Below are 19993 nucleotides of genomic sequence, written 5' to 3' on the forward strand. Positions count from 1 at the left end.
GTATCAATTTGTGGATCTACGCTACCCCCGGTTGGAAAAATTGGAAACTGGAATCCGAAAAGGAAGAGCATAATTAATCCGAAAATAAAGAGCGGTGTAGCAAACCCTAAATAGTTATAGAGTGTAATGAGGCGATCGCCCCAAGTATCGTTCCAACGGCCACTTATTACTCCAAGTGGAATGGCAATAATATAAGTGAGAATAAGAATAACAATTGCTAATGAAATTGTATTTCCGAGACGTTCACCAATCAAATCTGTTACTTGCATTTTATGAGCATAGGAAACACCGAAGTCACCTTGTACAGCGTTTTTAATCCACCGTACATATTGCGTTGTTACAGGATCGTTCAATCCTAGCTTTTCACGTTGTTCTTCAAGGACTTTTGGATCTGCTTTCGGATTTGCCATCTCTGCTCCAGTTAATGCATCACCTGGCATTGCTTTAGCTAGTAGAAAGACGAGTACGCTTAATATGAATAATTGCGGAATCATAATTAAGATTCGGCGTAATATAAACTTCCACATGATTTATCACTCCCTTATGGTAATGCCACCCGATGCGTTGGCGAGATTGGTTTTAAATCGTAAGCACGGCCATTTTCGTTGAAATAATTTTCATATGAGTTTTCATACTCAGCACTTACCTCACGACGTAATTTCCGTTGCTGTTCGCGGTTTTCAGGACGAATATCAGGAATAGCTGATATTAAGCGCTTCGTATAAATATGTTGTGGGTTATTATAAATTTCTGCACTTGTTGCTTCTTCAACGATGCGTCCGCGATACATAACACCAATACGGTCACACATATGGCGAATTACACCTAAATCATGACTAATGAATAAGTAAGTTAGTCCTAGTTCAGCTTGTAAATCTTGTAAGAAGTTTAATACTTGCGCTTGTACAGAAACATCTAGTGCAGATACTGGTTCGTCAGCGATAATAAGCTTTGGTTTTAATGTAAGTGCACGTGCAATACCAATTCGCTGTCTTTGTCCACCAGAAAACTCATGTGGATATTTATAAACAGATTCTGGGTTTAATCCAACTATACTAAGATATTCTTGAACTGCTCTACGTTCTTCATCAGGTGAGAGCTTCTCAAAATTCCGAAGAGGCTCAGCAATAATGTCGAGAACACGTTTCTTCGGATTTAATGATGAATATGGGTCTTGGAAAATCATTTGAATATCTTTTCGTTGTTCACGTAACTCAGAGCGACTTAACTTTGTTAAATCTCTATTATTAAAATGAATGCTACCCTCTGTTGCTTTCGTTAAATGCATAATTGCTTTACCCGTTGTTGATTTACCACTTCCTGATTCACCAACGATCCCGTATGTTTCACCCGGTTGTAATTCAAAACTTACACCATCTACAGCGCGTACGTAATCTAATGTGCGCCCGAAGAAACCACCTTTAATTGGAAAGTGTACTTTTAAATCTTCTACTTTAAGCAGTGCCATGAGTTACGTCATCTCCTTTCTTATGTTGGAAGTTAAAATGTTTGTAGCAAGTACAACGTACCCAATGGTCTGGTTTTACTTCATGTAAAATTGGATTTTCCTCGTGTTGATCAGGTCTAATCCATGGAATTCGAGCTTGGAAGCGGCAACCTGTGCGAGGCATCTTCGCTAACGAAGGAACCACCCCTTGAATTACATGCAATTTTTCTTTTTCAGCATACGCAGATGGAATGGAGTTTAATAGAGAACGAGTATATGGGTGAAGAGGGTTGTTAAAAATCTCTTCAACTTTTCCCGTTTCTACAACTTGTCCAGCGTACATAACGACGATACGATCAGCTGTTTCTGCGACAACACTTAAATCATGTGTAATTAAAATGATGCCCATTTTCGTTTGTTCTTGAATAGATTTTAGTAAGTCTAGAATTTGTGCTTGGATGGTTACGTCAAGAGCGGTTGTAGGCTCATCTGCAATAATGAGTCCAGGCTTACAAGCAATTGCAATTGCGATAACAATTCTTTGTCTCATTCCGCCAGATAATTCGTGTGGGTATTGTTTATATGTAAGTTCTGGTTTTGGAATGCCAACTTGATGAAGTAGTTCTAAGGTACGTTCTTTCTTTTCAACTTTTGAAAGGCTTGTGTGGTAGTCTAAATTTTCTTCGATTTGTTTTCCAACTGTCATAAGAGGATCGAGTGCTGTAAGAGGTTCTTGGAAAATCATGCCGATGTTTGATCCGCGTACTTTATTCATTTCTGCGGCTGACATCGTTAGTAAATCCTTATCTCTATAGTTAAGCTGCCCTTGTAATTTTGTATTTGCTTCATTATGCAGTCGCATAATGGAAAGGGCAAGTGCACTTTTTCCGCAACCTGATTCACCGACTATCGCGACAATTTCATTTTCATGGACTGTTAACGAAACATCATCAACTGCGGCATGATATTGATCTTGTATGCGAAAGGAAGTCTGTAAGTTTTCAATGCGAAGAAGTGGATTCTTCATGGCTATCCCTCCATCTTTCTGAAAAGACTAAATATTTTGTATGTTGTTGTTATTTTAATATAAATTGACAATGTTTGACAAGAAAAAGTTGAGAAAATATTCAAAAATCTTTTTATATAGAGATTGGATGCATGTATATAAGTAGTTGGAGTATTTTGAAAACGCTAACATGTATAAGAGAGGGAAATAAATCTTTTGTAAGAAAAAAGTATTATATGTAGAAAAAAGAGAGATGTTCTGTAAAGAACAGTCTCTCTTTTTTTGGTAAGAATAATATTAGTGCTTAAGCTTGCTTTTGTTTTGGAGATCCTGTCTTTAAAGTAAGAGCAAGGAAGAACATTGCAAGTACACAAGATGCAAGTAACAAGATGAATCCGCCATCCCATCCAAATGCATCGACGATAAAGCCCATAGCAGCACTAGCGAAAGCTGCTCCGCCTAAGTAACCGAAGAAGCCAGTTAAGCCCGCTGCAGTTCCAGCAGCTTTCTTTGGTGCTAAGTCAAGAGCGTGTAGACCAATTAACATAACCGGTCCGTAAATTAAAAATCCAATTGCGACAAGTGCGATACTATCAACCATTGGGTTACCAGGAGGGTTTAGCCAGTAAACAAGAACGGCGATAAATACACCAACCATAAATAAAATACCGGCAGGTGCACGGCGTCCTTTAAATAGTTTATCACTCATCCAGCCGCAAAGAAGTGTACCTGGAATACCAGCCCATTCATATAGAGCATAAGCTGTACGTGAGCTACTATGAGTAAAGCTTTTTTCTTCTACTAAATAAGTAGGAGCCCAGTCTACAACACCGTAACGTACGAAATATACGAAAACGTTCGCAATAGCGATGTACCATAAAAATTTATTGTTTAGTACGTATGTAAATAAAATTTCCTTTACTGAAAGTTCGCGTTCGCGATCTTGTACTTTTTCATCTGGTGGATATTCTCCAGTATGTTCTTCAATAGAAGGTAATCCGCAAGATTGAGGTGTATCTCTCATCGCAATTAATACATAAATACCAACTAAAATTGAAAGAATACCTGGGAAGTAAAAAATACTTTTCCAGTCATTTGCAAAGAAATATAACCCTAATGTTACAAGGGAAGGCATAAGTGCGCCACCGACATTATGAGCGACGTTCCAAATAGACATTTTTGTACCACGTTCACTAATAGAGAACCAGTGAACCATTGTACGACCACAAGGAGGCCATCCCATACCTTGTACCCATCCATTTAAAAACTGAAGTACAAACATAAGTATAATGCTCGTTGTAATGAAAGAAAATGAGCCGAAAATAATATTAATGATACCTGATAAAAATAGCCCAGCTGCTAAAAAGTAGCGAGGATTACAACGATCGGATACGATACCCATAAGAAATTTACTTAATCCGTAAGCGATAGAAACTGCTGAAAGGATAACCCCAAGCTCCCCTTTACTAAAGCCTTGTTCAATTAAGTATGGCATTGCTAGTGAAAAGTTTTTTCGAACAAAGTAATAACCTGCATAGCCGATGAAGATACCTAAAAATACTTGTAAACGTAATTTACGGTATTCACTATCAACGCGATCAGCTGGTAAGCGTTCCGCGTGGGGCGCAGGTTTAAAGAATTGTGTAAAAAACATAAAATGAAAATCCTCCCCAATTTAATTCGAAGTGTTGTAAGTCAGAGAGAATATAAAAAGGCCATGAAATATAAAAAAGTTTCCTTTTTTATGATTCATAGCCGTGTACTCCGATTCTCCGTGACTGTCAATATTAACTTCGACGAAAATTATACAACTTTGTGACAAAAATGTAAACGTTTTTATAAATAAAAAGTGTTGACGGATTTTGTTCGCGGTATTAATATTTAAATACATTAAATATTTTAGTGCTTAAATAAGAGGTGGATAACATGCCAAATGATATGACGCATATCGATAAAATTCAAGCTCTTGCCTTTTCGATTGGAAAGAAAATGCAGACAGAGTTATTAGAACAAATGCAAGCAACAGGACTTACACCACCGCAGTTTTATATTTTAAAGATTTTAGATCATTATGGAGCTTCAAGGGCGACAAAATTAGCAAAAAAAATGTATGTAAAGCCTAGTGCAATTACAGTGATGATCGATCGCTTAATTGACCAAGGGCTTGTCGAGCGTTATCACGATAAAGATGACCGTCGTGTTGTCGTCATTGAGTTAACAAAAAAGGGTAAAGCTAGGGTAGAAGAGGCGATGACTGCTCGTAATGAGCACATTGCAAAATATTTCTCACATTTAGAGTTGCAAGAAAGAGAAGATTTGTTACGCCTTTTTGAGAAGTTAGAAACTATTATTTGCGGGACACAAGAGGAAAAAGAGAAAAACTAAGAGGAATTGAGGAGATTACATGGAGCAACAAGACAATATAAATAGAAAGTTGTTGTTAGTCGGTTTAGTAATTGCGATGCTATTTGCTGCCTTAGATGGAACAATCGTTGGTACAGCAATGCCACGTATCGTCGGTGAACTAGGCGGATTAAGCTTAATGACGTGGTTAACAACAGCTTATATGTTAACATCAACAACAGTTGTACCGATTGCAGGTAAATTAGCGGATTTACTTGGTCGTCGTAATGTATATATAACAGGGCTAGTTATCTTTATGGTTGGCTCAGCATTATGTGGTATGGCAAATGGTATGACAGAATTAATTATTTTCCGTGGTATTCAAGGTCTTGGTGGTGGTATTATGATGCCAATGGCTATGATTATTATCGGAGATATGTTCACGGGAAAAGAACGTGCGAAATGGCAAGGTATTTTTGGTGCGTTATACGGTCTTGCTTCTGTAATTGGACCACAAGTGGGTGGTTGGATTGTAGATGCAGTGAACTGGAGATGGGTATTCTACATTAACTTGCCAGTTGGTATTTTAGCAACAATCTTTATTGCAATGGGATTAAAATCACATAAACAAACAGGACCAATTAAAATTGATATCGCTGGAATCTTTACGATGATTCTCGGTGTTGTCAGTTTATTACTTGCATTAACGTTTGGTGGAAAAGATTACGCATGGGATTCTTGGCAAATTATCGGGTTATTTGCATTAGCTTTAATTGGTATCGTTAGCTTTGTTATCGTTGAAACGAAAGCGGAAGAACCAATTTTACCGATGCATTTCTTTAAAAATCGTACATTTACATTACTAAATGCGATTGGATTCTTTATGAGTATTGGAATGTTCGGTGCGATTATGTTCGTACCATTCTTCATGCAAGGAATTGTAGGAGTAAGTGCTGCTGAATCAGGAACAATTATGACGCCAATGATGATTACAATGATTGTGATGAGTATTATTGGCGGGCAACTTGTATTAAAAGTTGGTGTAAAACCACAAATTATTACAGGAATGCTTATAATGGCTGGAGGATTCTGGTTATTAACAACGATGGATATGCACACAACTAAATTGACTGCTACTTCTTATATGATGGTTATCGGTTTAGGAATGGGTCTTGTAATGCCGACATTAACATTAGCGTTACAAGAAAGCTTCCCGAAAAAAGATCTTGGTGTCGTAACATCATCAAGTCAGTTCTTCCGTCAAATCGGCGGAACATTTGGTATTACAATTTTAGGATCAATCATGAATAACACTTCAGGTACAACATTAACAAAGAATTTAGTACCTGTATTAGATACATTCCCGAAAGAAGCGGGACAAATGGTAACGAAATTTAAAGATATGATTCATACAGATCCACAAGGTTTATATTCAATGTTATTTAGTCCAGAGGCATTAAAACAAATGCCAGAAGCATTCGCTAATAGCATTGTACCGATTTTGAAAAACTCTTTAGTAGACTCACTTCATACTGTATTCTTAACAGGATTAGTATTTATCGTAGTAGGCGCTATCTTTACGATTTTCTTACAGAAGATTAAACTGTCAGATCGTAAAAAGGATGCTAAAGAGCCAGCTACAGAGGAAAAAGAACAAACTGTATCATATTCGTAATGAAAAAGCATCGCCTTATGGCGGTGCTTTTTTGAGTATAACCTTAAAAGCTTTTTCGTGAGAAATGATTGACGTATTTCTAGAAATACGTTATATTATTTTATGTAAACGGTTACATGGAATGGAGAGGGAAGAGAATGAGTACGATTAAAGACGTTGCAAAATTAGCGGGAGTATCTGTTGCGACCGTTTCCAGAGTTTTAAATAAAAATGGATATGTTCATGAAGATACATTAAAGAAAGTAGAACGAGCGATTGAGATGCTAGATTATAAACCTAGTACAGTAGCACGTTCACTATATAATAAGAAATCTCGTTTAATTGGTTTAGTTGTTCCAAATATCGTGAATCCATTCTTTCCAGAAGTTGCACGTGCCGTAGAAGATGTAGCGCATAAGCAAGGATATACAGTTGTACTTTGTAACTCTGATGAAAATTTAGAGAAAGAAAAGCAATATATTGATGTACTTAGACAAAATAATGTGGACGGATTTATTGTAGCAACAAATCCACAAAATAGTGTTAATTACATGAATTTATCTGTTCCAGTTGTTGCGATTGATCGTATATTTAATGAGCGTATTCCTACTGTATACGCCGATAACTATGCAGGAAGTCAGGCAGCGACAAAGCTATTAATAGATAAAGGCTGTAAACATATTGCGCATATTCGTGGACCGCGTGACGTAAGCACAGCGAATGAACGTTTTGAAGGCTTTGTAGACGTTATTACACAAAATAATCTTTCTTATATGATTGCAGAGAGTACATTTGATCCAGCTAATAGTGAGCGTGTAGCGGTGGAATTATTAGAAGAGTACCCACATATAGATGGAATTGTTGCTGGGAATGATTTAATTGCAATAGGTATTGTAAAGGCTGCACTTCAAAAGGGAATTTCTATTCCGGATGATTTACAAATTATCGGATTCGATGGAATTTCTTTAACAGAGATGACGTATCCATCTATTACAACTGTTGCACAGCCAATTTATGAAATGGGGAAAATTGCAACAGAACTGCTGTTAGAGCAGATGGAAGGAAACGTATTAGAAGAGAAACATTATCGTTTACCGATTGAAATTATAGAACGAAATACAACGAAGTAAGGAGATGAAATAGATGCCAAATATTGCAGTAGTAGGTAGTATTTCAATGGACTTAGTGGCCGTTTCAAAAAAACGTCCGAAAGCAGGGGAAACAGTAATTGGTGAAGCATTTCATACAATTCCAGGAGGGAAAGGAGCTAACCAAGCGGTTGCTGCGGCTAGATTAGGCGCAAATGTAGCGATGATTGGTGCGGTAGGAAACGATAATTATGGAACGGTAGTTAGAAAAAATTTAGAGAACGAGCGCGTTTTTATCGACTATGTGGTACCGGTTACAGATGCGGTGACAGGAATTGCTCATATCGTTTTAGCAGAAGAGGATAACAGTATTGTTGTCGTGCAAGGAGCGAATGCTCTTGTAAATGAGTCGGTTGTAAATCGTTCAAAAGATCTTCTTACAAAAGCAGATATGGTTGTTCTTCAACTAGAGATTCCTCTTGAAACAGTAAAATATGTATTGGCTATTTGTGAGGAAAACAAAATCCCGGTTATGTTAAATCCAGCGCCAGCACAAGTGTTATCAGAAGATATTTTAGAAAAGGCAACTTATATTACGCCAAATGAACATGAGTGTCGCATCGTATTAAATGATTTCACATCACCAATTGAAGAGTTACTGGCTAAATATCCAAACAAACTATTGATGACAGAAGGTTCTAACGGTGTACGTTTCCATAATGGTACGGAGATTGTACATGTTCCTAGCATTGCTGTTGATGTAGTAGATACGACTGGAGCTGGTGATACATTTAATGGTGCATTAGCAGTTGCGCTTTCTGAAGGAGAAACACTTCAAAAAGCAATTCGTTTTGCGAATATTGCTGGTGGTCTTTCTGTAACGAAACTTGGGGCGCAAGGCGGTATGCCAACGAGAGATAAAGTACGTGAAGTGCAGGTGATTGTCGGATGAAAAAGCACGGCGTATTAAACAGTGAGATTGCATCAATCCTTGCTTCACTTGGGCATACGGATACGATTGTAATTGCTGATTGCGGTTTACCAATTCCTGACGGAGTAAAAAGAATTGATTTAGCTGTTGAAATTGGAAAACCTAGCTTTTTAGATGTATTGCAAGTGGTAGCTGATGATATGGCAATTGAAAAAGTGACGTTAGCAGAAGAGGTTATTAACAATAATGCGGAAGTAAATAAAGAAATTGAGCTGAAATTAATAGAGCCAGCGTTTGAATATGTATCTCATGAAAGATTTAAAGAGCATACGAAGAAAGCGAAAGCCATTATTCGTACAGGAGAGGCTACTCCTTATGCCAATGTAATTTTACATGCAGGCGTGATTTTTTAATAAAGGGAAGTGATGAGAATGCGTATTGAAATGAAAAATATTTCAAAGGCGTTCAATGGCAATCCTGTTTTGAAGAATACACAATTTATGATTGAAACAGGGGAAGTCCATGCATTGATGGGGGAAAATGGAGCGGGTAAATCAACGCTCATGAAGATTTTAACAGGTGTATACAAAAAAGATGGTGGAACAATCACGATTGATGGACAAGAACGAACTTTTAAAAATGCGAAAGAAGCTGAAGAGTACGGTATTGCATTTATACATCAAGAATTGAACATATTATCGAATTTAACAGTAGCTGAAAATATGTTTCTCGGTAAAGAGTTAATGTATGGGAAAACAGGTATTTTACGTACGCGTCAAATGAATGCGATTGCGCAGCAGCAACTAGCGGAACTAGGGTTACATGTAAAAGGCGCTATGTTGGCAGGAGAGTTATCGGTTGGACAACAACAAATTATCGAAATTGCGAAAGCACTAATGACAAACGCGAGCGTTATTATTATGGATGAGCCTACAGCTGCATTAACAGATCGTGAAATTGAAACGTTGTTTACTGTTATTAATAAATTACGTAAAGAAGGTGTTTCGTTCGTTTATATCTCACATCGAATGGAAGAAATTTTTTCAATATGTGATACCATTACAATTTTACGTGATGGGGAATACGTCGGCAAGAGATCCATTCCGGAAACATCATTCGATGAAGTAGTGAGCATGATGGTGGGGCGCAGCATTGGTGAACGTTATCCAGAACGAAATAGTCAAATTGGTGATATCATTTTTGAAATGCGTAACGGAACGAAGAAAGGGAAATTTGAAAATGTTTCGTTTCAAGTGAGGAAAGGTGAAATCCTTGGTGTAGCTGGTTTGATGGGGGCTGGTCGCACTGATATTATGAAAGCGATATTTGGTTATGAACCTTTAGACTCTGGACAAATTTTTATAAATGGACAAGAAGTAAAGATTGATAGTCCAATAGATGCAATTAGACAAAGAATTGCTTTCATTACAGAAGATAGAAAGTCTGAAGGATTAGTGTTAGATTTTTCAATTCGAGAAAATGTAGCTTTACCGAATTTAGAAAGTCTTTCAAAGGGAAGTGTTCTAAGCAACGAGCTAGAACAACAGTTTACGGCGGACATGATGAAACTTCTTAATGTGAAAGCATCTAGTGGAGAACAAGCGGTGAAATCTCTTTCTGGTGGAAATCAGCAAAAAGTTGTTATTGCGAAATGGCTAGGTATCCACCCGCAGTTACTCATTTTAGATGAGCCAACAAGGGGTGTTGATGTTGGAGCGAAAAAAGAAATTTATTCTATTATGAATAAGCTTACCGAGCAAGGAGATGCCGTTATTATGGTATCATCTGAGCTTCCAGAAGTTTTAGGGATGAGTGATCGCGTTCTTGTCATTCATGAAGGAAAAGTCGGCGGCATTTTAGAGAAAGATGAGGCATCACAAGAGTCTATTATGGCACTAGCTACAGGGGGAGAGTAAGGATGGCTAAGAAGGGGAATGTATTACAACAACTTGGGTCTTTAATTGGACTAGCGCTAATTATTGTAGTAATTACGGCTTTAAATCCAGCGTTTATTGAAATTCCAAATTTATTTAATATACTGCGTCAAGTATCGATTAATGCGCTTATTGCATTCGGAATGACCTTTGTAATTTTAACAGGGGGTATTGACTTATCGGTAGGTTCTATTTTAGCATTATCAAGTGCACTTGTTGCTGGAATGATGGCAAGTGGCATGGACCCGTTCCTTGCGATGGCAGTTGGATTATTAGCTGGTCTTGTAATGGGAATTGTAAACGGTATCATCATAGCGAAGGGAAAAGTAGCTCCATTTATTGCGACTTTAGCAACAATGACTATTTTTCGCGGGTTGACGCTTGTTTATATGGACGGACGTCCGATCACTGGACTTGGTGATCATTTAATGTTCCAAATGTTTGGTCGCGGTTATTTTCTCGGTATTCCGGTACCAGCTGTTACAATGATGATCGCTTTTGCAGTACTGTACTTCATTTTGAAGAAAACGACATTTGGTCGCCGTACATTTGCAATTGGTGGAAATGAAGAAGCAGCAGCACTATCAGGTATTAATGTTACGAGAATTAAAGTAATGATTTACGGTCTTTCCGGAATTTTGGCAGCGCTTGCAGGTATTGTCTTAACATCACGATTAGATTCTGCACAGCCGACTGCAGGTACTTCTTACGAATTAGATGCAATTGCAGCAGTTGTATTAGGTGGAACAAGTCTTTCTGGGGGAAGAGGATGGATCGTTGGTACATTCATCGGTGTGCTTATTATCGGTGTACTAAATAACGGTTTAAATTTATTAGGTGTATCTTCTTTCTTCCAACAAGTTGTAAAAGGACTTGTAATCTTACTAGCTGTATTAATTGATCGCCGAAAAGAAGCGTAATGGAGGGACAGTTCATGAAGAAATGGTTACTTATACTCGTTGCATGTATTATGGTCATTACTGCTGGTTGTTCAATGGAACCCCCAGAATGGGCAAAGGATTCTAGCGATAAAGGTCGAAATAAAACTATTAAAGTTGGATTCTCTGTTTCAACTTTAAACAATCCATTTTTTGTAACTTTGAAAAAGGGTGCAGAAAAGAAAGCGAAAGATAGCGGCATTGAATTGATCGCTGTTGATGCGCAAAATGATGCAGCAAAGCAAACGAACGATGTTGAAGATTTAATTCAAAAAGGTGTCGATGTAGTTGTTATTAATCCAACCGATTCAGATGCTGTTGCTTCAGCGGTAAGTGCGGCAAATGCAGCGAACGTTCCTGTTATTACAGTAGACCGCGTTGCAAATTCAGGTAAGGTTGTTTCCCACATTGCATCTAATAACATCGAAGGTGGTCAAATGGCTAGTGATTACATTCGTGAATTAGTCGGCGAAGGAGCAAACGTTGCTGAGTTAGAAGGAATCCCTGGATCCTCTGCTGCTCGTGAACGTGGGAAAGGATTCCATAACGTAGCCGATAAGTCTTTAAAAGTAGTTGCTAAACAAGCGGCTGATTTTGATAGAGCAAAAGGATTATCTGTTATGGAAAACATTTTGCAAGCAAATGGTGATATTAAAGCCGTGTTTGCGCATAACGACGAGATGGCATTAGGTGCACTTGAAGCATTGAAGTCTGCTGGCAAAACAGATGTAGTCGTTGTTGGATTTGATGCAACAGAAGATGCTGTAAAAGCGGTTAAAGATGGGCGTATGGCTGCAACAGTCGCTCAAAAACCGGAATTAATCGGAGAGAAGGCGATGCAAACAGCAAAAGAGATCACACAAGGTAAAAAAGTGGACAAATCTATTCCGATTGAATTAGAGCTTATTAAGAAAAATAAATAAATATAAAATGAAAATTAGGAAGGAAGAATAACAAATGAAATTCTTTATTGATACAGCAAACATTAACGAAATTAAAGAGGCAAATGCATTAGGCGTATTAGCTGGAGTAACGACAAATCCATCACTTGTAGCAAAAGAAGGTGTAGATTTCCACGAGCGCATTCGTGAAATTTGCAACGTCGTAGAAGGACCTGTAAGTGCAGAAGTAATTAGTTTAGAAGCAGATAAAATGATCGAAGAAGGAAAAGAGTTAGCGAAAATTGCTCCAAACGTTGTTGTAAAAGTTCCAATGACAACAGAAGGTTTAAAAGCAGTAAAAGCGTTCTCTGACTTAGGAATTCGTACAAACGTTACATTAGTGTTCTCAGCAGTTCAAGCATTACTTGCAGCTCGTGCTGGTGCAACATACGTTTCACCATTCTTAGGTCGCTTAGATGATATCGGTCATAACGGTATGGACTTAATTCGCCAAATCGCAGAAATCTTTGCAATTCACGGTATCGAAACAGAAATTATCGCAGCATCTGTACGTCACAGTGTTCACGTAACTGACGCAGCATTAAACGGTGCACATATTGCAACAATCCCAGCAAACGTAATTGCTTCATTAGTGAAGCACCCATTAACAGATCAAGGAATTGAGAAATTCTTAGCTGATTGGGAAAAAACACAAGAGAAATAATAGAAAATCAAGAATCCTAGTTTAATTGACTAGGATTCTTTTTTATTTAAAAGAATTTTCATGCAATTTTGCATATTGTCTTTTAAATTTGTTATATAAGCTATTTAATATATATCAAATCACTTTTTATGTTTCATATTTCGACATAAAACGGTAGAAGTTCTCACCAGAAAACTGGAGGGCATGATTCTATAACAGAAAGCTTAACGTTTATAGGATTGTGCCTTTTTATATAGGGAGGGAAGAAAGTAGAGCACTTGATTTAAATGCACTTATTTATCTGAATTTTAAGTTTTATAAAAGGAGAGAAATAGAATGAGAAGAAAAGCGCCATTTAAAGTGTTATCGTCATTAGCAATTGCGGCAATTATCGGATGCACATCTGTAATGAGTGCTCCATTAGCATACGCAGAAACGCCAGCACAAGAGAAAATAAATGTGTCTACAACACCAATTGATTACAATTTAATTCAAGAAGATCGTTTAGCGGAAGCTCTGAAAGAAAGAGGAACAATTAATCCAGCATCTTCTAAAGAAGAGACGAAAAAAGCTGTAGAGAAATATATTGAAAAGAAACAAGGGGATCAGGCAAATAAAGAAATTCTTCCAACCGATACTGCTAAAGAGGCATCTGATTTCGTGAAAAAAGTAAAAGAGAAAAAAATGGAAGAAAAGGAGAAAGTAAAGAAACCTGAAAAAAATGTTAGCCCTGAGCAAAAGCCTGAACCAAATAAAAAACAATTGAATGGGCAAGTTCCAACATCTAAAGCAAAGCAAGCGCCGTATAAGGGATCTGTTCGAACAGATAAGGTATTAGTATTACTCGTTGAATTTAGTGATTATAAACATAATAATATTGATCAAACGCCAGGGTATATGTATTCGAATGACTTTAGTAGAGAGCATTATCAAAAGATGTTATTTGGTAATGAACCATACACGTTATTTGATGGTTCGAAAGTAAAAACATTTAAACAATATTACGAAGAGCAGTCTGGTGGTAGTTATACGACAGATGGATATGTAACGGAGTGGCTAACTGTTCCAGGAAAAGCATCTGACTACGGTGCTGATGGTAGTAGTGGTCACGATAATAAAGGACCAAAAGGCGCACGTGATTTAGTGAAAGAAGCTTTACATGCAGCTGCTGAGAAAGGGTTAGATTTATCTCAATTTGATCAGTTTGATAGATATGATACAAATGGTGATGGGAATCAAAATGAGCCTGACGGTGTAATTGATCATTTAATGGTAATCCATGCAGGTGTTGGTCAAGAAGCTGGTGGTGGTAAATTAGGCGATGATGCCATTTGGTCACATCGTTCAAAATTAGCAATAGATCCAGTAGCAATTGAAGGGACAAAATCAAAGGTAGATTACTTTGGTGGCAAAGTAGCAGCACATGATTACACAATTGAACCAGAAGATGGAGCAGTAGGCGTATTTGCGCATGAATTTGGACATGACCTTGGCTTACCAGATGAATATGATACGAAATATACTGGAACGGGTTCACCCGTCGAAGCTTGGTCACTCATGAGTGGGGGAAGTTGGACAGGGAAAATTGCAGGAACAGAGCCAACTAGTTTCTCACCACAAAATAAAGATTTCTTACAAAAGAATATGGGTGGCAACTGGGCAAGAATTTTGGAAGTAGATTACGATAACATTAAACGTGGTGTAGGAGTTCCTACATATATCGATCAAAGTGTTACGAAGTCCAATCGTCCAGGCGTTGTACGTGTTAACTTACCAGGTAAAAGTGTTGAAACGATTAAGCCGGAGTTTGGAAAGCATGCATATTACAGTACAAGAGGAGATGATATGCATACAACACTAGAAACACCATTCTTTGATTTAACAAAAGGAACAAATGCAAAATTCGATTATAAAGCAAATTATGAGTTAGAAGCAGAGTGCGATTTTGTCGAAGTACATGCAGTAACAGAAGGTGGAACGAAAACATTAATTGATAGACTTGGAGAAAAAGCAGTCCAAGGAGATAAAGATACAACAGATGGGAAATGGATAGATAAATCATATGATTTAAGTCAATTTAAAGGGAAAAAAGTGAAACTACAATTCGACTATATTACAGATCCAGCTGTAACGTATAAAGGTTTTGCGATGGACAATGTAAATGTAACAGTTGATGGACAAGTAGTATTTTCTGATGATGCAGAAGGAACAGCTAAAATGAATGTAAATGGTTTTGTTGTTTCTGATGGGACAGAGAAAAAAGCTCATTATTACTACTTAGAGTGGAGAAACTATGCGGGATCAGATAATGGATTAAAAGCAGGAAAAGGCCCAGTGTATAATACAGGTCTTGTCGTTTGGTATGCAGATGATAGCTTTAAAGATAACTGGGTTGGGGTACATCCAGGTGAAGGATTCCTTGGTGTTGTAGATTCACATCCAGAGGCGCTTGTGGGAAATTTAAATGGAAAACCAACTTACGGTAATACTGGAATGCAAATTGCAGACGCTGCATTTTCATTTGATCAAACACCAGCATGGAGTGTAAATTCATTAACACGTGGACAGTTTAACTATTCTGGATTACAAGGTGTTACAACTTTTGATGACTCAAAAGTATATAGTAACAAACAAATTGCAGACGCAGGAAGAAAAGTTCCGAATCTTGGACTTAAATTCCAAGTTGTTGGACAGGCAGAGGATAAATCAGCAGGCGCTGTTTGGATTAAACGTTAATAACAGAAAAGCACATTCTTCATATGAAGAATGTGCTTTTGAATTTGTACAGTAAGTTATTATTTTAGCTTATGTAATACAAGTGTCTGTTTATATGTAGTGTATCAAATTATGCAGGGAAAGGAAATATTTCCGAGGAAATTGTCGAAGTATCGTTGGTATTGATACACTTTTTTTGTAAAAGAAGAAATGTAGTATTGCCTTTACCATTCAATTTATTTACATTGTTACTTAGCTACACACAAAAGTAATATATTCGGCAAAAAAAGACAACGATGGAATTAACCCATCATTGTCTTTTTTACTTTGCCTTTGTTTTTTATTTTGCTTCTGACATAAATCATTCCGGCAAATGTTAATAAGAATGCAGTTCCAATAACGAAGCTGGCGCTAGGGGATGCCCCGATTGCTCCAACTGTAAAGGATCCAGCAACAACTCCTAATGAGAAGAAAGCATAAAACAATCCAAATGCTTTTCCGCGTTTATCATCTGTCGTATTTTCAACAAGTAATGCATTTATCGATGGGAAAAGGATAGCGAATCCAATGCCATAAATCATCATAACGATAAAGAGCATGCCTTTTGTTGCAAATAATCCAAGTAAAGATAATGCTAATGCCATTACTGCAATACCAATTAGCATTAGTTTTGAACGATTAAATCGATCGTAAATACGATTTGTTGGTAGTAAGAAGAAGAGGATAGCGGTAATACCGAATACACTTAACATCATGCCTGTTGTAGATGCTTTAAGTGCTAATGCCTCAACTTTCACTGGTAACATATAAGTGACAATTCCTTGTGAAAACATGAGTGTGAAAGCACCAATATATGCCTGTAATAACGGTTCTGATTTCAATAGTTCAAACATATCTTCTTTGTTCATCATTTGTGTTCTTGAAGTATCTTTTCTTGATACGTTATTTGGTAAGAAGAAGAGAGATACGATTGTACCAAGAACCATTAAAATAGAAATGGTAATGAACACCCACTCTATACCAGCAGTTGCTTTCATAATCCCGCTGAAGGCAGGTCCTACAATTGCCGCTGTTCCAACAGCAGCACCAGATAGGGCCATTGCCTTACCTTGTCTTGCTGAATTTGTTTGTTTTGATAAAAACGTAAAGGCAGCAGGAATTAAAAATCCGTCACTAAACCCATGCATAAAGCGCACAACTAATAGTTGTTCACCACTTTGAACAACGGTGTATAACAAGACTATGAAACTCGTGAGTCCCATGCTTATATAAAGTATTTTTTTTGCACCAAATTTATCGACAGCAGCGCCAGCAATAATATTACCAATCATATTAGCAAATGAGTACATGCCGACAACTAGCCCAATAATAAGAGGGGATCCTCCAAGACTTTGAGCGAACGTACTCATAATAGGTAATTGTGAAAATGTATCTAGAAACGCTACGATAACAATAAAGTAAATAAAATATTTCAAGCGATATTCACCTCTCCTATGCTATTATGGCATAATGCTAATTTCAACCGCAATGAAATTGAGTTAACAGATGTGGAAAAAAGTACAAAGTGACAAAATATTGAACGTTATTTGTTAAAATTTAGTGGAAATGAGATTGTTTTTTTGAAATATATGGATAGAAGTATTATAATAGATTTGTAAACTTCACCAGGTTAAGTATATACATAGAGAGGGATGTATAAAATGAAAGCATTACTTTGGCATAATCAACGTGATGTAAGAGTAGAAGAAGTACCAGAACCAACTGTAAAACCAGGAGCAGTTAAGATTAAAGTTAAATGGTGTGGTATCTGCGGGACAGACCTGCATGAATATTTAGCAGGACCTATTTTTATTCCAACAGAAGAGCATCCATTAACACATGTAAAAGCACCGGTTATTTTAGGTCATGAGTTTAGCGGTGAGGTAGTTGAAATCGGTGAAGGCGTTACATCTCATAAAGTAGGAGACCGCGTCGTTGTAGAACCAATTTATTCTTGTGGTAAATGTGAAGCTTGTAAACATGGACATTACAATGTTTGTGAACAACTTGTTTTCCACGGTCTTGGCGGAGAAGGCGGCGGTTTCTCTGAATATACAGTAGTACCAGAAGATATGGTTCACCATATTCCAGATGAAATGACATATGAACAAGGTGCACTTGTAGAACCAGCAGCTGTAGCAGTTCATGCAGTACGTCAAAGTAAATTAAAAGAAGGGGAAGCTGTAGCAGTATTTGGTTGTGGTCCAATTGGACTTCTTGTTATCCAAGCAGCTAAAGCAGCAGGAGCAACTCCTGTTATTGCAGTCGAGCTTTCTAAAGAACGTCAAGAGTTAGCAAAATTAGCAGGTGCGGATTACGTATTAAATCCAGCTACTCAAGATGTATTAGCAGAAATTCGTAACTTAACAAATGGTTTAGGTGTAAATGTGAGCTTTGAAGTAACAGGTGTTGAAGTAGTACTTCGTCAAGCAATTGAAAGTACAAGCTTCGAAGGACAAACTGTAATTGTTAGTGTATGGGAAAAAGACGCAACAATTACTCCAAACAATCTTGTACTAAAAGAAAAAGAAGTGGTTGGTATTTTAGGATATCGTCATATCTTCCCAGCTGTTATTAAATTAATTAGCTCTGGCCAAATTCAAGCAGAGAAATTAATTACGAAAAAAATCACAGTGGATCAAGTTGTTGAAGAAGGATTTGAAGCACTTGTAAAAGATAAAACACAAGTGAAAATTCTTGTTTCACCTAAATAATATAGAATAGTAAAAAGTAGCTCTTTTCTAGAAATAGAAGAGGGCTACTTTTTTTCTGTACAGAAAGGTGATAGACTTTCCTGTAACTACAGGTATTTTGTTTGGAAGGGGAAGTCTAATGCTTTCATTTATGTTGACATTGAAACGGATGCTAAAAGCTTGTTTACGAGCGTGGAAAGATAAAGAATTTCAAGTATTATTCGTATTAACATTTTTAACATTAACGTCTGGTACAATTTTTTATAGTACAGTTGAAGGATTACGTCCTCTCGACGCTTTATATTTTAGTGTGGTCACGTTGACGACTGTTGGTGATGCGAATTTTAGTCCGCAAACTGATTTTGGAAAGATATTTACAATCTTATACATATTTATTGGAATTGGATTAGTGTTTGGATTTATACATAAGTTGGCAGTTAATGTCCAACTGCCAAGTATATTATCGAATAGAAAAAAAGAGTAAAGCATGTGTATGCTTTACTCTTTTTTTACATTAGTTTAGATAAGCCTTAATAATAGTTTATTAAAATGAAAGTGCATTCATTCATTATATTCACTATGTATAAAGTTATAATGATATGAACATTTGCATATTTTAATTTAGTGATAGAAATTTCATGAAAGGTGGGATATTCTAGTCATAGGTTAACCGGACGACATCATAGGATCCTAACAAAAAGTTTACAATAATTCGATTATAAAATGGAGGATTTCAGATGAAAAAGAAAGTACTTGCTTTAGCAGCAGCTATTACATTAGTAGCTCCTTTACAAAGCGTTGCATTTGCTCATGAAAATGATGGGGGAAGTAAAATAAAAATAGTTCACCGCTGGTCTGCTGAAGATAAACATAAAGAAGGTGTAAATTCTCATTTATGGATTGTAAACCGTGCGATTGATATTATGTCTCGCAATACAACACTTGTAAAACAAGATCGAGTTGCACAATTAAATGAATGGCGTACGGAGTTAGAGAACGGTATTTATGCTGCTGACTATGAAAATCCTTATTATGATAATAGCACATTTGCTTCACATTTCTATGATCCAGACAATGGAAAAACATATATTCCATTTGCAAAGCAGGCAAAAGAAACTGGCGCTAAATATTTTAAATTAGCTGGTGAATCATACAAAAATAAAGATATGAAACAAGCATTCTTCTATTTAGGATTATCTCTTCATTATTTAGGAGATGTAAACCAACCGATGCATGCGGCAAACTTTACAAATCTTTCATATCCACAAGGATTCCATTCTAAATATGAAAACTTTGTAGATACGATAAAAGATAATTATAAAGTAACGGATGGAAATGGATATTGGAACTGGAAAGGTACAAATCCAGAAGAGTGGATTCATGGAGCGGCAGTAGTAGCGAAACAAGATTACTCTGGAATTGTAAATGATAATACGAAAGATTGGTTCGTAAAAGCAGCTGTGTCACAAGAATATGCAGATAAATGGCGCGCTGAAGTTACGCCAATGACAGGTAAGCGATTAATGGATGCACAACGTGTTACTGCTGGATACATTCAGCTTTGGTTTGATACGTACGGAGATCGTTAAGTATTTAAAAAAGGTCAAATCTCACAATAGAG

18 protein-coding genes are annotated in these 19993 nt (G+C 36.9%); 13 read left to right on the plus strand and 5 right to left on the minus strand.

Annotated features, from left to right (window positions below; all coding sequences use genetic code 11):
• The 4 genes from MR079_RS09070 to glpT all read right to left on the minus strand — a co-directional run.
• On the minus strand, positions 1 to 527 hold a 527-nt coding region (locus tag MR079_RS09070; protein ID WP_242293910.1), incomplete at its 3' end, for an ABC transporter permease.
• A 14-nt stretch (positions 528 to 541) separates the two neighbouring features.
• Positions 542 to 1468 carry an ABC transporter ATP-binding protein gene (locus MR079_RS09075; protein WP_087997421.1) on the minus strand — a complete coding sequence of 309 codons (927 nt, stop codon included), beginning with the start codon at positions 1466 to 1468 and terminating at the stop codon, positions 542 to 544.
• Positions 1455 to 2474 carry an ABC transporter ATP-binding protein gene (locus MR079_RS09080; protein WP_087997420.1) on the minus strand — a complete coding sequence of 340 codons (1020 nt, stop codon included), beginning with the start codon at positions 2472 to 2474 and terminating at the stop codon, positions 1455 to 1457. Before MR079_RS09080 ends, MR079_RS09075 begins: the two co-directional genes overlap by 14 nt.
• A 283-nt stretch (positions 2475 to 2757) precedes the next feature.
• Positions 2758 to 4107, minus strand: coding sequence for a glycerol-3-phosphate transporter (gene glpT, locus MR079_RS09085; protein WP_242293911.1), 1350 nt, complete (start codon positions 4105 to 4107; stop codon positions 2758 to 2760).
• Positions 4108 to 4379: 272 nt separating this feature from the next.
• On the opposite strand from glpT, the gene MR079_RS09090 reads away from it, so the two are divergent.
• The 10 genes from MR079_RS09090 (at position 4380) to inhA2 (ending at position 15661) form a co-directional block, all read left to right on the plus strand.
• Positions 4380 to 4838: a MarR family winged helix-turn-helix transcriptional regulator gene (locus tag MR079_RS09090; RefSeq protein ID WP_139869404.1), complete on the plus strand. Its 459-nt coding sequence runs from the start codon at positions 4380 to 4382 to the stop codon at positions 4836 to 4838.
• A gap of 19 nt (positions 4839 to 4857) precedes the next feature.
• Positions 4858 to 6471, plus strand: coding sequence for an MDR family MFS transporter (locus MR079_RS09095; protein WP_000437626.1), 1614 nt, complete (start codon positions 4858 to 4860; stop codon positions 6469 to 6471).
• A gap of 137 nt (positions 6472 to 6608) precedes the next feature.
• Positions 6609 to 7580: a ribose operon transcriptional repressor RbsR gene (gene rbsR / locus MR079_RS09100; protein ID WP_242293912.1), complete on the plus strand. Its 972-nt coding sequence runs from the start codon at positions 6609 to 6611 to the stop codon at positions 7578 to 7580.
• Between the two features lie 13 nt (positions 7581 to 7593).
• A complete protein-coding gene (gene rbsK / locus MR079_RS09105) occupies positions 7594 to 8490 on the plus strand; it encodes a ribokinase (RefSeq protein ID WP_242293913.1) in 897 nt (298 codons plus the stop codon).
• The gene (gene rbsD, locus MR079_RS09110; RefSeq protein WP_242293914.1) at positions 8487 to 8882 is read left to right on the plus strand and encodes a D-ribose pyranase; all 396 of its coding nucleotides are present in this window, start codon (positions 8487 to 8489) and stop codon (positions 8880 to 8882) included. The genes rbsK and rbsD overlap by 4 nt, the downstream gene beginning before the upstream one ends.
• Positions 8883 to 8900: 18 nt before the next feature.
• Positions 8901 to 10385, plus strand: coding sequence for a ribose ABC transporter ATP-binding protein RbsA (gene rbsA / locus MR079_RS09115; RefSeq protein ID WP_242293915.1), 1485 nt, complete (start codon positions 8901 to 8903; stop codon positions 10383 to 10385).
• A 2-nt stretch (positions 10386 to 10387) separates the two neighbouring features.
• Positions 10388 to 11323 carry an ABC transporter permease subunit gene (locus tag MR079_RS09120; protein ID WP_001074633.1) on the plus strand — a complete coding sequence of 312 codons (936 nt, stop codon included), beginning with the start codon at positions 10388 to 10390 and terminating at the stop codon, positions 11321 to 11323.
• A 14-nt stretch (positions 11324 to 11337) separates the two neighbouring features.
• A complete protein-coding gene (gene rbsB / locus MR079_RS09125; RefSeq protein ID WP_097950469.1) occupies positions 11338 to 12264 on the plus strand; it encodes a ribose ABC transporter substrate-binding protein RbsB in 927 nt (308 codons plus the stop codon).
• Positions 12265 to 12298: 34 nt separating this feature from the next.
• Positions 12299 to 12946: a fructose-6-phosphate aldolase gene (gene fsa, locus MR079_RS09130; RefSeq protein WP_000667661.1), complete on the plus strand. Its 648-nt coding sequence runs from the start codon at positions 12299 to 12301 to the stop codon at positions 12944 to 12946.
• 315 nt (positions 12947 to 13261) lie between these two features.
• Entirely contained in the window at positions 13262 to 15661 is a 2400-nt protein-coding gene (gene inhA2 / locus MR079_RS09135) for a M6 family metalloprotease immune inhibitor InhA2 (protein ID WP_242293916.1), read from the plus strand.
• Between the two features lie 281 nt (positions 15662 to 15942).
• Here the strand turns inward: inhA2 and MR079_RS09140 are convergent, their stop codons facing one another.
• Complete coding sequence (locus tag MR079_RS09140) at positions 15943 to 17115, minus strand: MFS transporter (RefSeq protein WP_139869410.1); 1173 nt, start codon at positions 17113 to 17115, stop codon at positions 15943 to 15945.
• Between the two features lie 225 nt (positions 17116 to 17340).
• Here MR079_RS09140 and bdhA point away from each other — a divergent pair, with 225 nt between their 5' ends.
• From bdhA to cerA, 3 genes are all read left to right on the plus strand, one after another.
• The gene (bdhA, locus tag MR079_RS09145; RefSeq protein WP_000645822.1) at positions 17341 to 18393 is read left to right on the plus strand and encodes a (R,R)-butanediol dehydrogenase; all 1053 of its coding nucleotides are present in this window, start codon (positions 17341 to 17343) and stop codon (positions 18391 to 18393) included.
• Between the two features lie 118 nt (positions 18394 to 18511).
• Positions 18512 to 18856: a potassium channel family protein gene (locus MR079_RS09150; protein ID WP_000948234.1), complete on the plus strand. Its 345-nt coding sequence runs from the start codon at positions 18512 to 18514 to the stop codon at positions 18854 to 18856.
• Between the two features lie 253 nt (positions 18857 to 19109).
• Positions 19110 to 19961: a phospholipase CerA gene (cerA, locus tag MR079_RS09155; protein ID WP_000731010.1), complete on the plus strand. Its 852-nt coding sequence runs from the start codon at positions 19110 to 19112 to the stop codon at positions 19959 to 19961.
• Positions 19962 to 19993 lie beyond the last annotated feature (32 nt).

Origin of the sequence: Bacillus cereus group sp. BfR-BA-01381, from assembly GCF_022663555.1 — a bacterium.
Classification (GTDB): Bacteria; Bacillota; Bacilli; order Bacillales; family Bacillaceae_G; genus Bacillus_A; species Bacillus_A pacificus.

Bases quoted from the DNA above. Each gene is read 5' to 3' on its own strand.
- MR079_RS09075 (WP_087997421.1), bottom strand. From the start codon at position 1,468: ATGGCACTGCTTAAAGTAGAAGATTTAAAAGTACACTTTCCAATTAAA.
- MR079_RS09080 (WP_087997420.1), bottom strand. From the start codon at position 2,474: ATGAAGAATCCACTTCTTCGCATTGAAAACTTACAGACTTCCTTTCGC.
- glpT (WP_242293911.1), bottom strand. From the start codon at position 4,107: ATGTTTTTTACACAATTCTTTAAACCTGCGCCCCACGCGGAACGCTTA.
- MR079_RS09090 (WP_139869404.1), top strand. From the start codon at position 4,380: ATGCCAAATGATATGACGCATATCGATAAAATTCAAGCTCTTGCCTTT.
- MR079_RS09095 (WP_000437626.1), top strand. From the start codon at position 4,858: ATGGAGCAACAAGACAATATAAATAGAAAGTTGTTGTTAGTCGGTTTA.
- rbsR (WP_242293912.1), top strand. From the start codon at position 6,609: ATGAGTACGATTAAAGACGTTGCAAAATTAGCGGGAGTATCTGTTGCG.
- rbsK (WP_242293913.1), top strand. From the start codon at position 7,594: ATGCCAAATATTGCAGTAGTAGGTAGTATTTCAATGGACTTAGTGGCC.
- rbsD (WP_242293914.1), top strand. From the start codon at position 8,487: ATGAAAAAGCACGGCGTATTAAACAGTGAGATTGCATCAATCCTTGCT.
- rbsA (WP_242293915.1), top strand. From the start codon at position 8,901: ATGCGTATTGAAATGAAAAATATTTCAAAGGCGTTCAATGGCAATCCT.
- MR079_RS09120 (WP_001074633.1), top strand. From the start codon at position 10,388: ATGGCTAAGAAGGGGAATGTATTACAACAACTTGGGTCTTTAATTGGA.
- rbsB (WP_097950469.1), top strand. From the start codon at position 11,338: ATGAAGAAATGGTTACTTATACTCGTTGCATGTATTATGGTCATTACT.
- fsa (WP_000667661.1), top strand. From the start codon at position 12,299: ATGAAATTCTTTATTGATACAGCAAACATTAACGAAATTAAAGAGGCA.
- inhA2 (WP_242293916.1), top strand. From the start codon at position 13,262: ATGAGAAGAAAAGCGCCATTTAAAGTGTTATCGTCATTAGCAATTGCG.
- bdhA (WP_000645822.1), top strand. From the start codon at position 17,341: ATGAAAGCATTACTTTGGCATAATCAACGTGATGTAAGAGTAGAAGAA.
- MR079_RS09150 (WP_000948234.1), top strand. From the start codon at position 18,512: ATGCTTTCATTTATGTTGACATTGAAACGGATGCTAAAAGCTTGTTTA.
- cerA (WP_000731010.1), top strand. From the start codon at position 19,110: ATGAAAAAGAAAGTACTTGCTTTAGCAGCAGCTATTACATTAGTAGCT.